The 13,714-nt window shown below is 72.1% G+C and carries 11 protein-coding genes; 2 read left to right on the top strand and 9 right to left on the bottom strand.

The window, feature by feature from the left end:
* Positions 1–18 precede the first annotated feature (18 nt).
* The gene (gene dapE / locus J1M37_RS03895) at positions 19–1,155 is read right to left on the bottom strand and encodes a succinyl-diaminopimelate desuccinylase (protein ID WP_206452148.1); all 1,137 of its coding nucleotides are present in this window, start codon (positions 1,153–1,155) and stop codon (positions 19–21) included.
* 69 nt (positions 1,156–1,224) lie between these two features.
* On the opposite strand from dapE, the gene dapD reads away from it, so the two are divergent.
* Together dapD and J1M37_RS03885 are read left to right on the top strand one after the other, a co-directional pair.
* Complete coding sequence (dapD, locus tag J1M37_RS03890; protein ID WP_206452147.1) at positions 1,225–2,190, top strand: 2,3,4,5-tetrahydropyridine-2,6-dicarboxylate N-succinyltransferase; 966 nt, start codon at positions 1,225–1,227, stop codon at positions 2,188–2,190.
* 268 nt (positions 2,191–2,458) lie between these two features.
* Entirely contained in the window at positions 2,459–3,454 is a 996-nt protein-coding gene (locus J1M37_RS03885; RefSeq protein WP_342345111.1) for a hypothetical protein, read from the top strand.
* 96 nt (positions 3,455–3,550) lie between these two features.
* On the opposite strand, the gene J1M37_RS03880 is transcribed toward J1M37_RS03885, so the two are convergent.
* From J1M37_RS03880 to J1M37_RS03845, 8 genes are all read right to left on the bottom strand, one after another.
* A complete protein-coding gene (locus J1M37_RS03880) occupies positions 3,551–4,837 on the bottom strand; it encodes a citrate synthase (protein WP_081339279.1) in 1,287 nt (428 codons plus the stop codon).
* A 148-nt stretch (positions 4,838–4,985) separates the two neighbouring features.
* Entirely contained in the window at positions 4,986–6,137 is a 1,152-nt protein-coding gene (gene dapC / locus J1M37_RS03875) for a succinyldiaminopimelate transaminase (protein ID WP_206452145.1), read from the bottom strand.
* 5 nt (positions 6,138–6,142) lie between these two features.
* Positions 6,143–6,469, bottom strand: a complete 327-nt coding sequence (fdxA, locus tag J1M37_RS03870; RefSeq protein WP_002855160.1) for a ferredoxin — start codon at positions 6,467–6,469, stop codon at positions 6,143–6,145.
* On the bottom strand, positions 6,466–7,032 hold the full coding sequence (locus tag J1M37_RS03865; RefSeq protein ID WP_206452144.1) for a hypothetical protein: 567 nt from the start codon (positions 7,030–7,032) through the stop codon (positions 6,466–6,468). The genes fdxA and J1M37_RS03865 overlap by 4 nt, the downstream gene beginning before the upstream one ends.
* Positions 7,025–8,935, bottom strand: a complete 1,911-nt coding sequence (typA, locus tag J1M37_RS03860) for a translational GTPase TypA (protein WP_002855163.1) — start codon at positions 8,933–8,935, stop codon at positions 7,025–7,027. The genes J1M37_RS03865 and typA overlap by 8 nt, the downstream gene beginning before the upstream one ends.
* A 148-nt stretch (positions 8,936–9,083) precedes the next feature.
* Positions 9,084–10,964, bottom strand: coding sequence for an ABC transporter ATP-binding protein (locus J1M37_RS03855; RefSeq protein WP_206452143.1), 1,881 nt, complete (start codon positions 10,962–10,964; stop codon positions 9,084–9,086).
* Positions 10,961–12,151, bottom strand: a complete 1,191-nt coding sequence (locus J1M37_RS03850; RefSeq protein ID WP_049147579.1) for an ABC transporter permease — start codon at positions 12,149–12,151, stop codon at positions 10,961–10,963. Before J1M37_RS03850 ends, J1M37_RS03855 begins: the two co-directional genes overlap by 4 nt.
* A 5-nt stretch (positions 12,152–12,156) precedes the next feature.
* A complete protein-coding gene (locus J1M37_RS03845; RefSeq protein ID WP_073117066.1) occupies positions 12,157–13,677 on the bottom strand; it encodes an ABC transporter permease in 1,521 nt (506 codons plus the stop codon).
* Positions 13,678–13,714 lie beyond the last annotated feature (37 nt).

The following is a 13,714-nucleotide window of genomic DNA, read 5'->3' as shown; positions in this document are numbered from 1 at the left end:
GCGGCCGACGTCGTTGGGTCAGCCGGCCAGCCAGGCCGCGAGCGCCGCGAGGCACGCGTGGACCGCCTCGCGGGGCACGTGCTCGTCGTCCGTGTGGGCCAGGAGGGCGTCGCCGGGGCCGAAGTTGACCGCGGGCACGCCCAGCTGGGAGAACCGCGCCACGTCCGTCCACCCGTACTTGGGCTGGGGCTCTCCCCCGACGGCGGCGACGAACGCGGCGGCGGCCGGCCGGTCCAGACCGGGGCGGGCGGCGGGCGAGGCGTCGTCGATCCGCACCTGGGCGTCCCAGTCCACACCGGCCCCCTCCAGCACCGCGCGGACGTGCGCGTGGGCCTGGTCGAGGGTCTTGTCCGGAGCGAACCGGTAGTTCAGGTCCACGGACGCCTCGTCCGGGATGACGTTGCCCGCGACGCCGCCGGCCACGCGGATCGCGTGCAGCCCCTCGCGGTACTCCAGGCCCTCCACCGTGACCGTGGCCGGCTCGTACGCCGCCAGGGCGGTGAGCACGGGGGCCAGCTTGTGGATCGCGTTGTCGCCGCGCCACGCACGGCCCGAGTGCGCCGCGACACCGGAGAAGGTGACGCGGTACCGGCACGTGCCGTTGCAGCCGCCCTCCACGACGCCGTCGGTCGGCTCGAGCAGCACCGCGAAGTCGCCCTCCAGCAGCTCGGGGGCCTGGCGGGCCACGCGGGCGAGGCCCGAGAGGTCCGAGGAGACCTCCTCGTGGTCGTAGAACACCCACGTGACGTCGTGCACGGGGGTCGGGCCGTCCGCGCGGCCGAAGCGGCCGGCCAGGGCCAGCTGCACGGCGACGCCGGACTTCATGTCCACGGCCCCGCGGCCGTACAGCACGTCCCCGTCCCACGCCGAGGGCACGGTCCCGCGCGAGCCCGGCACGGTGGGCAGGGGCACCGTGTCCAGGTGCCCGGCCAGGATCACGCGGGTCGACCGCCCCAGAGCGGTGCGGGCGACGACGGCGTCGCCGAACCGCCGCACCTCGAGGCCGCCGAGGGCGCGCAGGGCCTGCTCGACGGCGTCGGCCAGCGGCCCCTCCTCCCCCGAGACGGAGCGCACGTCCAGCAGGGTGGCGGTGAGCGCCGCGACGTCGAGGTCCGGATCGGCGAGGTCGGGCAGGGACACGGGGGTGAGACTCATGTGTCCAGTCTACGGACGCGCCTCCCGTCGCCCCGCAGCGTGCCACCGCCACTCAGTAGGCTGAGGCGCATGACCCAGACCGCCGCACAGCAGCCCTCCTCCCGTCTCGTCTCCGGCCACGGCCTGGCCACCACGGCCGCCGACGGCGCCGTCCTGGACGTGTGGTTCCCCGCCCCCGTGGCCGGCCCGCTCTCCGCTGCGGACGCCTCGCTGCGCGACACCCTGCGCGCCCTCGCCGCGGACGACGCGGACCGCGGGACCACGCAGGCCGTCGTCGAGCTGGAGGTCGACCTGGACGCCGCCCCGGCCTCCACCGCGGACGCGTGGCTGCGCCTGCACGCCCTCTCGCACCGCCTGACGCGGCCGAACGAGCTCAACCTCAACGGCGTCTTCGGGCTGCTCACCAACGTGGTGTGGACGAACCACGGACCCTGCGCGGTCGCCGACTTCGAGCTGACGCGGGCGAGGCTGCGTGCCCGCGGCGCCGTGCAGGTGTACGGCGTGGACAAGTTCCCGCGCATGACGGACTACGTCGTGCCCTCCGGGGTGCGCATCGGCGACGCGGACCGGGTGCGCCTGGGCGCCCACCTTGCCGAGGGGACGACCGTGATGCACGAGGGCTTCGTGAACTTCAACGCGGGCACCCTGGGGCACTCGATGGTGGAGGGCCGGATCTCGGCCGGCGTCGTGGTGGGCGACGGGTCCGACGTCGGAGGCGGCGCGTCCATCATGGGCACGCTCTCCGGCGGCGGCACCCAGCGGATCGTGATCGGCGAGCACGTGCTGCTCGGCGCGAACTCCGGCGTGGGCATCTCCGTCGGCGACGACTGCGTGGTCGAGGCCGGTCTGTACGTCACCGCGGGCACGCGCGTGAGCGTGCTGCAGGACGGCGAGGCGGCGCGGACCGTGAAGGCCGTCGACCTCTCCGGCGTGCCGAACCTGCTGTTCCGCCGCAACTCCACCACGGGCGGGGTCGAGGCCCTCCCCCGCGCCGGCCGGACCGTCGAACTGAACGCGGCGCTGCACGCGAACTGACCCGGCGCACTCGCCCCGCGGCTCTTCCCTCCCCTCCCCGCTCCCCGCCGCGTTGGGGGGGCGATTTCCGGTGGTATCCCGCCGGGATAACGCCCACTATCGCCCCCGGAGCTCCACGGCGGTCCGGGGGCGGGGCGACGACGGCGGCACGCGGCGCGGGCCGTCGGCTCCTGCACAGCAGCGCCCGCCCCGCGCGTCGTCCCCCGGCCGCGGCCAGTGCGCCCCAGGCGCCCCGCCGGCGTCGTCCGATGGGTGCATGCCGCGCGTCGTGACTCCTCTGCCGCCCGACCAGCCCGCCGTCCTGTCGGCCATGGACCTGGCCCGACTGGGGCTGCCGCCCGACCGCGCCCGCCGGTCGGACCTGGAGCGGGTCGGGCAGGGCATCCACCGGCAGCGGGCACGCCCTGGCACGGGCTGGGCCGACCTGGGCCTGCCCGAGCCCGGGCACGGCTTCTCCCCCGATCACCTCGCCGCGCTCCTGCGCCGGCGCCCGGATGCCGTCCTCTCCCACGAGACCGCGGCCCACCTGCACGGCCTGCCGATGCCCACGCGAGCTTGGCGGCGGCGCGACCCGGCCACCGGCGAACTCGAGGCCGACCCGCCGGTGCACCTCACCGTGGCCCGGGGGACGCGACGCGTCCGGCGGGCCGGACTGATGGACCACCGCAGGCCGCTGGCGCCCGAGTTCGTCACGCACGTGCACGGCCTGCGCGTCACCACCGTCGATCGCACCTGGCTGGACCTGTGCTCCCTGACTCCCCCGTGGACGTTCGAGGACCTCGTGGCCGCCGGCGACCACGCCGTCAGGCACCCGTGGACGCCCGCGGGCCGGACGGATCCGGCCACCACGATCGCCGCGCTGCGGTCCGCGCTGCGCGCGTCCGGACGCTTCCATGGCCGCCCGGCCGCCCGGGAGGCGCTGGATTCCGTTCGCGTCGGGGCGGACTCGCCGCCCGAGACCCGCCTGCGCCTCGCCCTCGTGGCCGGCGGGCTGCCGGAGCCGGAGCTGCAGGCCGAGCTCGAGCCCGGGGACCCCTTCTCCCCCGTGGCCGACCTGGCCTACCGTCACGTGCACCTGGCCCTGCAGTACGACGGTGCGGGGCACCGCACGCGGGAGCAGCAGGCGCGCGACGCCCGCCGGGACCGCTACGGCCAGGCACGCGGCTGGACGACGCTCCGCGCCACCTGGGCGGACGGGCGCGAGGACTTCCGTGGCGTCGTCGCGGTGGTCCGACGCCGCCTCGGCCCCTCCGCCTCGACATGAAGACGCTCCGGCGAACGCATTGGGGGCGGTTTCGGGTGGTATTCCATCGGAATACCACCCGAAACCGCCCCCCAACGCAGGGTCAGCGCCCCCGGGTCAGCGCTGCGGGTACTGGCGCAGCTGCTCGCCCACGTAGATCTGGCGCGGACGGCCGATCTTGGTGGCCGGGTCCTCCATGAGCTCGCGCCACTGGGCGATCCAGCCGGGCAGGCGGCCGAGGGCGAAGAGGACGGTGAACATCTTCTCCGGGAAGCCCATGGCCTTGTAGATCACGCCGGTGTAGAAGTCGACGTTCGGGTAGAGCTTGCGCTCCACGAAGTAGTCGTCGGCGAGGGCCTTCTCCTCGAGACGCTGGGCAATCTCCAGCAGCTCGTCGTTGCCGCCCATCTTGCCCAGGATGTCCTCGGCGGTCTTCTTGATGATCTTGGCCCGCGGGTCGTAGTTCTTGTACACGCGGTGGCCGAAGCCCATCAGGCGGACGCCGTCCTCCTTGTTCTTCACCTTCTCCATGAAGTCCTCGGGCGTGATGCCCTCCGACTTGATCTTCCGGAGCATGTTCAGCACGGCCTCGTTGGCGCCGCCGTGCAGCGGGCCGTAGAGGGCGTTGATGCCGGCGGACACCGAGGCGAACAGGTTGGCCTGGGTGGAGCCGACCAGGCGCACCGTGGAGGTGGAGGCGTTCTGCTCGTGGTCGGCGTGCAGCATGAGCAGCAGGTCGAGGGCCTTGACCACGTCCGGGTCGATGTCGTATTCCTCGGCCGGCACGCCGAAGCACAGGCGGAGGAAGTTCTCCACGTAGTTCAGTGAGTTGTGCGGGTACATGAACGGCTGGCCCAGCGACTTCTTGAACGCGTAGGAGGCCAGCACCGGCAGCTTGCCGAGCAGGCGCACGGTGGAGATGTGGACCTGCTCCGGGTCGTGCGGGTCCAGGGAGTCCGGGTAGAACGTGGACAGCGCGGACACGGACGAGGACAGCACCGGCATGGGGTGCGCGTCCCGCGGGAAGCCGTTGAAGAACAGCTTGAGGTCCTCGTGCACCATGTTGTGGCGCAGGATGTTGGTCTCCCAGGCCTCCAGGGTCTCCTTGGACTCGGGCAGCTCGCCGTAGATCAGCAGGTAGGCCACCTCCATGAAGGAGGAGTGCTCGGCGAGGTCCTCGATGGCGTAGCCGCGGTAGCGCAGGATGCCCTGGTCGCCGTCGATGTACGTGACGGCCGACTTGGCGTTCGCCGTGTTCATGAAGCCCGGGTCGTAGGTGACGTCGCCGGTCTCCTTCAGGAGCGGGGCGATGTTGATGCCGTTGTTGCCCTCTGTGGCGTGCTCGACGCCCAGGTCCAGGCTCTGCTCGCCGACGGTCAGCCGGACGGACTCGTGATGGGTCACGGGTGTGCTCCCTCGTCTTGTCTTCTCGATGGCCCGGGTTCGCACGCCCATGTGGGCGCGCCCACACGGGGACGACTCTGCTCCAAACTATCAAGGACCGGCCCGGGACGCGCGGTCGCTTCCCCCGACGACGGCCCCCGACCCCGGCTCAGCCGGTCCGCGGCCCGCGGGCGGTGAGTCTCGCCGCGGCCCGGGCGACCGCCTCGTCCGTGGCGGTGATCGCCACGCGGACGTAGCCGTCGCCGCCGGCACCGTAGAACACGCCGGGCCCGGCGATGATGCCCAGGTCCGCCAGTTCGCCCAGCAGGTCCCACGAGTCCTGCGCCGTGGCGTCGGCCGGGTCCAGGTCCGCCCGCCGGGTCCACAGGTACAGCCCCGCCTCGGAGTGGTCCACCGTGTGGCCGGAGGCCTCCAGCGCGGTGCGCAGCGCGTTCCGACGGCGGCGGTAGCGGTCCTTCTGCTCCGCGACGTGCGCGTCGTCGGCCAGGGCCACGGCCATCGCGTGCTGCACCGGGGCGGGCACGATCATGCCCGCGTGCTTGCGGGTGTTGACCAGGGTCGCCACGAGCTGCGGATCCCCCGCGGCGAACGCGGCGCGGTAGCCGGCGAGGTTGGACTGCTTGGACAGCGAGTAGACGCTCAGCAGGCCCGTCAGGTCGCCGCCGGAGACCTCGTCGGACAGGATGCAGGGCACGACGGCCCCGTCCCACGCGTCCCAGCCGAGCTCGGCGTAGCACTCGTCCCCGCACACCACGGCGCCCACGCCACGGGCGGCGTCGACCGTGCGGCGCAGCGCCGCCGCGTCCAGCACGGCGCCGGTGGGGTTGGCCGGCGAGTTGGTCCACACGAGGCGCACCCGCTCACGCACCTCGGGCGCCAGCGCGTCGAGGTCGTCCGCGGCCACGGCCTCCGCCCCGGCCAGCAGCGCGCCCACCGCATAGGTGGGGTAGGCGGCCTCGGGGTGGACGACGACGTCGCCTGCACCCAGCCCGAGCAGCGTGGGCAGCCACGCGATGAACTCCTTCGACCCGACCGTGGGCACCACGGCCGCCGGGTCCAGCCCGGACACCCCGCGGCGCCGGGCGTACCAGTCGACGACCGCGCGACGCAGGGCGTCCGTGCCGTGCGTCGTCGGGTAGCCGTGCGCGTCGGCGGCCTCGGTCAGGGCCCGGCGGATCAGCGCCGGCGTCGGATCCACCGGCGTTCCGATGGACAGGTCCGCGACACCGTCCGGGTGGGCGGCGGCACGCTCACGGTAGGGGGTGAGCGTGTCCCACGGGTAGTCCGGCAGCGTCAGCATGGGGCTCAGGCGTCGGCGTTCTGCAGGGGCAGGGCGGAGATGATCGGGTGGTCCTTGGCGATCATGCCCAGCTTGGCGGCCCCGCCCGGGGAGCCCAGGTCGTCGAAGAACTCGACGTTGGCCTTGTAGTACTCGGCCCACTCGTCCGGGGTGTCGTCCTCGTAGTAGATGGCCTCGACGGGGCACACCGGCTCGCACGCACCGCAGTCGACGCACTCGTCCGGGTGGATGTAGAGCATGCGCTCACCCTCGTAGATGCAGTCCACGGGGCATTCGTCGATGCACGCCTTGTCCTTGACGTCCACACACGGCAACGCGATCACGTAGGTCATGGCTGACCGTCCACCTCTCTCTGGGCACGGGGTTGCGGGGCTGCGGTCCAGGGTACTCGCTCCCCCGGACGCGTTTCGCGGGCGGTCACAGTCGCCCGGCGGGGGCGCGTGGCGCCGTCGGCGGCCCCTGCGGGTCGGCGGTCCAGCCGCCGGCCCGCCGCCAGCAGGACCAGGCCGAGCGCCGGCTGACCGACGTTCCAGGCCACGGAGGCGACGACGGCGCCCGGCGCCGCCGCCCACAGGCCGGCCGTCCAGGACACCCCCAGGGCATCGTCCAGCGGCAGGCGCTGCAGGGCCAGGACGGCGGTGAACGCGCCGACGACGACCGCGGCCCCCGCCGGCAGGGCACGCCCGCCGCGGCCCGCGCATCGGACCATCCACCAGCGCTGTGTCGAGACCACGAGCACGAGCGCCAGCACCGCACCCCAGGGCAGGGTCCAGCCGCCCGGCAGGGAGGCCAGGTTCAGATGGACGGCGGTGCCGAGCGCGCCGGCGACGACGCCGAGCAGCGCCCCGCCCACCACGTCGGCGGGCCGGGCGCGGCGGCGGGGGCGATCAGGCACGGGCGCGGGCGCGCGCGGCCTTCAGGCGCTCGTTGGCGTCCAGGACGACCTTGCGGATGCGGATGTCCTCGGGGGTGATCTCCACGCACTCGTCCTCGCGGGCGAACTCGAGGGACTCCTCGAGGGTGAGCCGGCGCGGGGGCGTCAGGCCCTCGAACGACTCGGAGGAGGCTGCACGCATGTTGGTGAGCTTCTTCTCCTTGGTGATGTTCACGTCCATGTCGTCAGCGCGCGAGTTCTCGCCCACGATCATGCCCTCGTACACCTCGGCGCCGGGCTGCACGAAGAAGGTGCCGCGCTCCTGCAGGTTGATCATGGCGAACGGCGTGGCGGAGCCCGCCCGGTCGGCCACGAGGGAGCCGTTGGTGCGGTACTCGATCTCACCGGTCCACGGCTCGTAGCCGGCCGCGTAGGAGGAGGCGATGCCCGCGCCGCGGGTCTCGGTGAGGAAGCGGGTGCGGAAGCCGATCAGACCGCGGGCCGGGACCAGGAACTCCATGCGGATCCAGCCCGTGCCGTGGTTGGACATCTCCTGCATGCGGCCCTTGCGGGCGGCCATGAGCTGCGTGACCGCGCCCATGAACTCCTCGGGGATGTCGATGGTCATGCGCTCCATCGGCTCGTGGACCTTGCCGTCCACGGTCCGGGTGACCACCTGCGGCTTGCCCACGGTGAGCTCGAAGCCCTCGCGGCGCATCTGCTCCACGAGGATGGCCAGGGCGAGCTCGCCGCGGCCCTGCACCTCCCACGCATCCGGGCGCTCGGTGGGGAGCACCTTGAGCGAGACGTTGCCGATCAGCTCCTTGTCCAGGCGGTCCTTCACCTGGCGGGCCGTGACCTTGGCGCCCTTGACGCGGCCGGCCAGCGGGGAGGTGTTGATGCCCACGGTCATGGAGATGGCCGGGTCGTCCACCGTGATCAGCGGCAGCGGCTTCGGGTTCTCCGCGTCGGTGAGGGTCTCGCCGATCATGATGTCCTCGATGCCGGCGACGGCGACGATCTCGCCCGGGCCGGCCTCCTCCGCGGGCACGCGCTCGAGGCCCTTGGTGGCCAGCAGCTCGGTGATCTTCACGGTCTTCAGGGCGCCGTCCTGGCGGGCCCACGCGACCTGCTGGCCCTTGCGGAGGGTGCCGTTGAAGATGCGCAGCAGCGCGAGGCGGCCGAGGAACGGGGAGGCGTCCAGGTTGGTGACGTGCGCCTGGAGGACCTCGCCCTCGGTGTAGGACGGGGCCGGGATGTGCTCCATGATCACGTTGAAGAGGGCCTCGAGGTCCTCGGCCTCCGGCAGGGCGCCGTCGGCGGGCTGGGTCAGGGAGGCGCGGCCGGCCTTGCCCGAGGCGTAGACGACGGGGACGTCCAACACCGAGTCGAGGTCCAGGTCCGGGTCCTCCTCGGCCAGGTCCGAGGCCAGGCCGAGCAGCAGGTCCATGGAGTCGGAGACGACCCCGTCGATGCGCGCGTCCGGGCGGTCCGTCTTGTTGACCACGAGGATCACGGGCAGCTTGGCCGCGAGGGCCTTGCGGAGCACGAAGCGGGTCTGGGGCAGCGGGCCCTCGGAGGAGTCCACGAGCAGCACGACGCCGTCCACCATGGACAGGCCGCGCTCCACCTCGCCGCCGAAGTCGGCGTGGCCGGGGGTGTCGATCACGTTGATGGTGACGGTCTCGCCCTCGGGGGCGGACGGGCCGGAGTAGAACACCGTGGTGTTCTTGGCGAGGATCGTGATCCCCTTCTCCTTCTCCAGGTCCCCGGAGTCCATGACCCGCTCGGCGACGTCGCCGTGCGTGTTGAAGGCACCGGTCTGGCGCAGCATGGCGTCCACCATCGTGGTCTTGCCATGGTCCACGTGGGCCACGATGGCCACGTTGCGCAGATCGGAGCGGCGGGTTTCGGTCGAGGTCATGGGCGTCCTGTCCGGTTCGACATCAAAGGGGTGGAGGCGCACGACGACGGCGGCCCCCGTGCGATTGTACGCGCAGGGGCCGCCGTGGACAGGCGGGCCGGTGGGCCCGGGGCCGGCGGCGGGACGCGCCCGCCGCCGACCCGCGCGGTCAGTAGACGCCCTCGCCGAGGGAGGCGAGGAACTCGCGGCGCTCCTGGCGACGCTCCGCCTGCTGGTCCGGGTCCGGCACGGGCGCCGCCGCCAGGAGGCGACGGGTGTACTCCTCCTTCGGACGGTGGAGCACCTCCTCCGTGGGGCCCTGCTCCACCTGGCGGCCGTCCTTGAGGACGAGCACCTTGTGGGCCAGCATGTCCACCACCGCGAGGTCGTGGGACACGAACAGGCACGCGAACTCGTAGCGCTGCTGCAGCTCCGCGAACATGTCCAGCACGGCGGCCTGGACGGACACGTCGAGGGCCGAGGTCGGCTCGTCCGCGATGAGCACCTGGGGGTCCAGGGTCAGGGCGCGGGCGATCGAGATGCGCTGGCGCTGACCGCCGGAGAGCTCGTGCGGGTACCGGTTCACCACGGAGCGCGGCAGACGCACCGCGTCCAGCAGCTCCTCGGCGCGGGCGAGGCGCGAGCGCCGGTCCCCCACCTTGTGCACGACCATCGGCTCGGTGATGATGTCGCCGATCGGGAACCGCGGGTCCAGCGAGGCCGCCGGGTCCTGGAAGACCACGCCGATGTTCTTGCGCAGGGCGCGCTGCTCGGCCTTGGGCATCGTCGCCAGGTCGTGGCCCTGGATGCGCAGCGAGCCCTCCGCGATGGTGAGCAGGCCGAGGACCGACTTGGCGATGGTGGACTTGCCCGAGCCGGACTCGCCCACCAGGCCCAGGATCTCGCCCGGGGCCACCTGGAAGCTGACGTCGTGGACCACGCGGTTCTTCTTGCCGCGGTGGTCGTACTCGAGGTGGAGGTTCTCCGCCTCGATCGCGTACCGGGCCTGCGTCTGCGTGGCCGTGACCGGCTCCGGCTCTGTCACCTCGAGGGGCTCGCCGAGGCGCGGCACCGCCGAGAGCAGCTTCTGGGTGTACGGGTGCCGGGCGTGCTGGAGCACCTGGTGCACCGAGCCCTGCTCCACGAGCTCGCCGTGGAGCATCACGCACACCCGGTCCGCCATGTCCGCCACCACGCCCATGTTGTGCGTGATGAGCAGGATGCCGGTGTTCATCTTGTTCTTCAGGGAGCGCAGCAGCTCCAGGATCTCGGCCTGGACCGTCACGTCGAGCGCCGTGGTGGGCTCGTCCGCGATGATCACCTTCGGCGAGCAGCTGATCGCCATCGCGATGACGATGCGCTGGCGCTGGCCGCCCGAGAACTGGTGGGGGTACTGCTTGAGCCGGGTGGCGGCGTCGGGGATGCCCACCATGGTGAGCAGCTCGACGGCGCGCTTGTCCGCCTCGGTGCCGTAGGCGATGCCGTGCAGCTCGAGGGCCTCCGTGAGCTGGTCGCCCACGGTGAGGACGGGGTTCAGGGCCGTCATGGGCTCCTGGAACACCATCGCCACCTCGTCGCCGCGGATGTCGCGCAGCTGCCCCGGGGTCATGGTGAGCACGTCGCGGCCGGCCAGCTGCACGGAGCCGGTGATGTCCGCATTGCCCGGGAGCAGGCCCATGGCGGTGGCGCTCGTGACAGACTTGCCGGACCCGGACTCGCCCACGAGGGCGACGACCTCGCCGGGCTTGACGTCGAACGTCACGCCCTTGACCGCGTGCACCTCGCCGAACTCGGTCGCGAACTTCACGTCCACGTCGCGGAAGGCGAGCACCGGCTCGCCGCCCAGGTCGTCGTGGCGGGCCACGACGCCCATCGCGCTCGTCGCGGGGCCCGGAGGCACGCCGCCGTCGCCGGAGGAGCCGGGCACGGCGGCGCCGCGCGCCTCGAGGTCGGCCGACGACGCCGCGTGCGAGCCCTGCCCGCCGGCGGTCACGTCGTTCTCGTTCTTCTTGCCGAACATGGATCGGCCTTTCTTGTCGTTCGCGCTCATCGCTGACCGTCCTCGTCCGCGTCGGAGATCCGTGCGGACCCGCCGGCCTCCTCCACGGGGGCCTCGATCCGACCGGCCGTCGGGGCCGCGGCCAGACCGCCCGCCGTCGTCGCACCGGCCTCGGTGGCGGCCGCGCGGCGGCCGAAGAAGCGGGGCCTGCGGTGGGCGCCCGCGCCCTGGCGCGGGTCGAAGGCGTCGCGCAGGCCGTCGCCGAGGAAGTTCACGGACAGGGCGATCGCGAGGATGATCATGCCGGGCCACCAGAACAGCCACGGACGGGTGGTGAACGCGTTCTGGTAGTCGGAGATGAGCAGGCCCAGGGACGAGTCCGGCGCCTTCACGCCGAAGCCGAGGAAGGACAGCGAGGTCTCCAGCAGCACCGCGCCCGCGATCGCGAACGTCGCGTTCACGACGATCACGCCGATCGTGTTGGGCAGCAGGTGCTTGAAGATCAGGCGGCCCGGCTTGGCGCCCATGGCGACGGCGGCCGCCACGAACTCCTTCTCGCGCAGGGACAGGACCTCGCCGCGCACGAGGCGGGCCAGGGACGTCCAGGACACGAGGCCGAGCACCACCGCGAGCGGGAGGATGCCCATCTTCATGCCGCTGGCCATCTGGCCGAGCACCGCGGCGAGCACGAGCAGCGGGATGACGATGATCAGGTCGGTCAGGCGCATCAGGACGGAGTCGACCCAGCCGCCGAAGTACCCGGACACGGCGCCGACGATCGCGCCGATCACGGTGGAGAGCAGGCCCACGATGGCCGCGATGATCATGGACTGCTGGGTCCCGCGCATCACGAGGGCGAAGTAGTCCTTGCCCGTGGTGTCCTGGCCGAAGGGGTGCTCGCCCCAGCGGAGGCCCTCGCCCCCGAAGGCCTGCGGCACGACCGACAGCGTCGGGCGACCGCCGTTCACCACGGAGGCCGCGGCCGTGTAGGACTTGTCCCACCAGCCGGGGATGCCGGCGAAGCCGATGGAGGAGAACGCCATCAGCGTGATGAAGACCAGCACGATCAGGGAGATCATCGCCGCCTTGTGGCGGAAGAACCGCTTGCGGACCAGGGCGCCCTGGGAGTAGGACTTCCCGGCCTTGGCGCGGAGCTTGGCGTCCTCCGCCTCCGCGAGGTCGAAGATCTGCTTCTCGTCGAGCTGCGCGCCCGTCGTCGAGGAGTTGTTGGTGGTCATCTGGCTCACACTCGAATCCGGGGGTCGAGGACGGCGTAGAGCACGTCCGCCACGAGGTTCATCAGCACGGCGGCGGTGCCCGTCACGAGGAAGAACGCCATCACGGGCATGGGGTCCACGTCGTGCAGGCCGGTGGCGAACAGCTCGCCCATCCCCTTCCAGCCGAACACCTGCTCCGTGATCACGGCGCCGCCGATCAGGCCGGCGAAGTCGAAGGCCATGATCGTGGTGATGGGGATCAGGGAGTTGCGGAACGCGTGCTTCAGGATCACCTGGCGCTCCGGCAGGCCCTTGGCGCGCGCGGTGCGGATGTAGTCCTGGCGCGAGACCTCGAGCATGGAGGAGCGCGTGTACCGCGAGTACGTGGCCACCGAGATGATGGTCAGCAGGATGGTGGGCAGCAGAAGCTGCGCACCGCGGTCCAGGAACACCACCCAGAAGTGGGCGTCCAGGTTCGGGGTGCCCGAGCCGATCGTGGAGATCGGGCGCGGCTTGACCTTCAGGAAGGTCGGCCAGTAGTTCATCAGGTGTTCCGCCACGATCGCCACGCCCATGATCAGGGCGGTCACCAGCGAGGCGGACACGGCCGAGCCCTTGGAGAAGCCGCCGAGCAGGCGGCCCACCAGGATGGCCACCAGCACGAGGATGACGCCGAGGCCGGCCAGCAGCAGTGCGGACGGCGTCCGCCACAGCAGGCCGTAGGTGGCGTAGTAGGCGACGAGGCCGATCGCGGCCGTGACCAGGGCGGCCTTGAGGACCGATCGGTTGCGCAGACCGGAGATCACCGCGGTGGCGCCGACGGCGGCGGCCAGGCCGATGACCAGCTGCACGACCGGGCCCATCTGCGGATGCCGCCAGAAGTCGACGGCGAACAGCACCCAGCCGGCGAGCAGGATGAACGCGGCGGTGGCGCCGAACGTGAAGGCGCGCCGCCTGAGGTCGCCCGCCATGACGGCCTGCAGGACCAGGCCCGCGAGGACGGCGACCCCGATGAGGAGGGGCCAGTTCAGCTCGGGGCTGCGGATCCAGTCGTTGAACCGGATCCCCATGTACTCCTTCAGGAGCACGGCCGCCCAGAACACGGGCAGCGAGAAGAAGAGGAAGATCAGGAACGTGACCACGTAGTCGAGGCCGGAGTACTGGCGGATCGCGGTGACGATGCCGATCGCGATGCCGATGATGATCGCCAGGACGGTCGCGAGCACCACGAGGCGCAGCGTGGAGGCCGCGGCGTTGCTCAGCAGGTCACCGACGGACTGACCGTTCCGGCTGAGGCCGAGGTCGCACTGACCGGTGACGCAGCCGCCGATGCCCTGGAGCCAGTCCCAGTACCGGGCGTACCAGGGCTGGTCCAGCCCCATGAATTCGGTGCGGGCGGCGATGAGGGTCTCGCGGTTGGGGTTCTGTGACTCTCGCAGGTCCTGGAGGGGGTCACCCGAGTGGGCCACGAGGAAGAAGAGCAGGATCGACGCGCCGAACAGCACCAGGAGGGAGCTGCCGAGGCGCTTGAGGATGAATTTCAGCACAACAGGGGGTGACCTTCCGTGCGAGTGCAAGGGAAAG

The sequence above is a fragment of the Micrococcus sp. KRD012 genome, from assembly GCF_017168555.1.
GTDB lineage: Bacteria > Actinomycetota > Actinomycetes > Actinomycetales > Micrococcaceae > Micrococcus > Micrococcus luteus.
The sequence above is the reverse complement of the archived record's forward strand: the minus strand, read 5'-3'. Positions and strand labels throughout refer to the sequence as shown.

Coding starts and splice junctions, on each gene's coding strand:
- dapE (WP_206452148.1), bottom strand. CDS start 1,155: ATGAGTCTCACCCCCGTGTCCCTGCCCGACCTCGCCGATCCGGACCTC.
- dapD (WP_206452147.1), top strand. CDS start 1,225: ATGACCCAGACCGCCGCACAGCAGCCCTCCTCCCGTCTCGTCTCCGGC.
- dapC (WP_206452145.1), bottom strand. CDS start 6,137: ATGCTGACGCTGCCGGACTACCCGTGGGACACGCTCACCCCCTACCGT.
- fdxA (WP_002855160.1), bottom strand. CDS start 6,469: ATGACCTACGTGATCGCGTTGCCGTGTGTGGACGTCAAGGACAAGGCG.
- typA (WP_002855163.1), bottom strand. CDS start 8,935: ATGACCTCGACCGAAACCCGCCGCTCCGATCTGCGCAACGTGGCCATC.
- J1M37_RS03855 (WP_206452143.1), bottom strand. CDS start 10,964: ATGAGCGCGAACGACAAGAAAGGCCGATCCATGTTCGGCAAGAAGAAC.
- J1M37_RS03850 (WP_049147579.1), bottom strand. CDS start 12,151: ATGACCACCAACAACTCCTCGACGACGGGCGCGCAGCTCGACGAGAAG.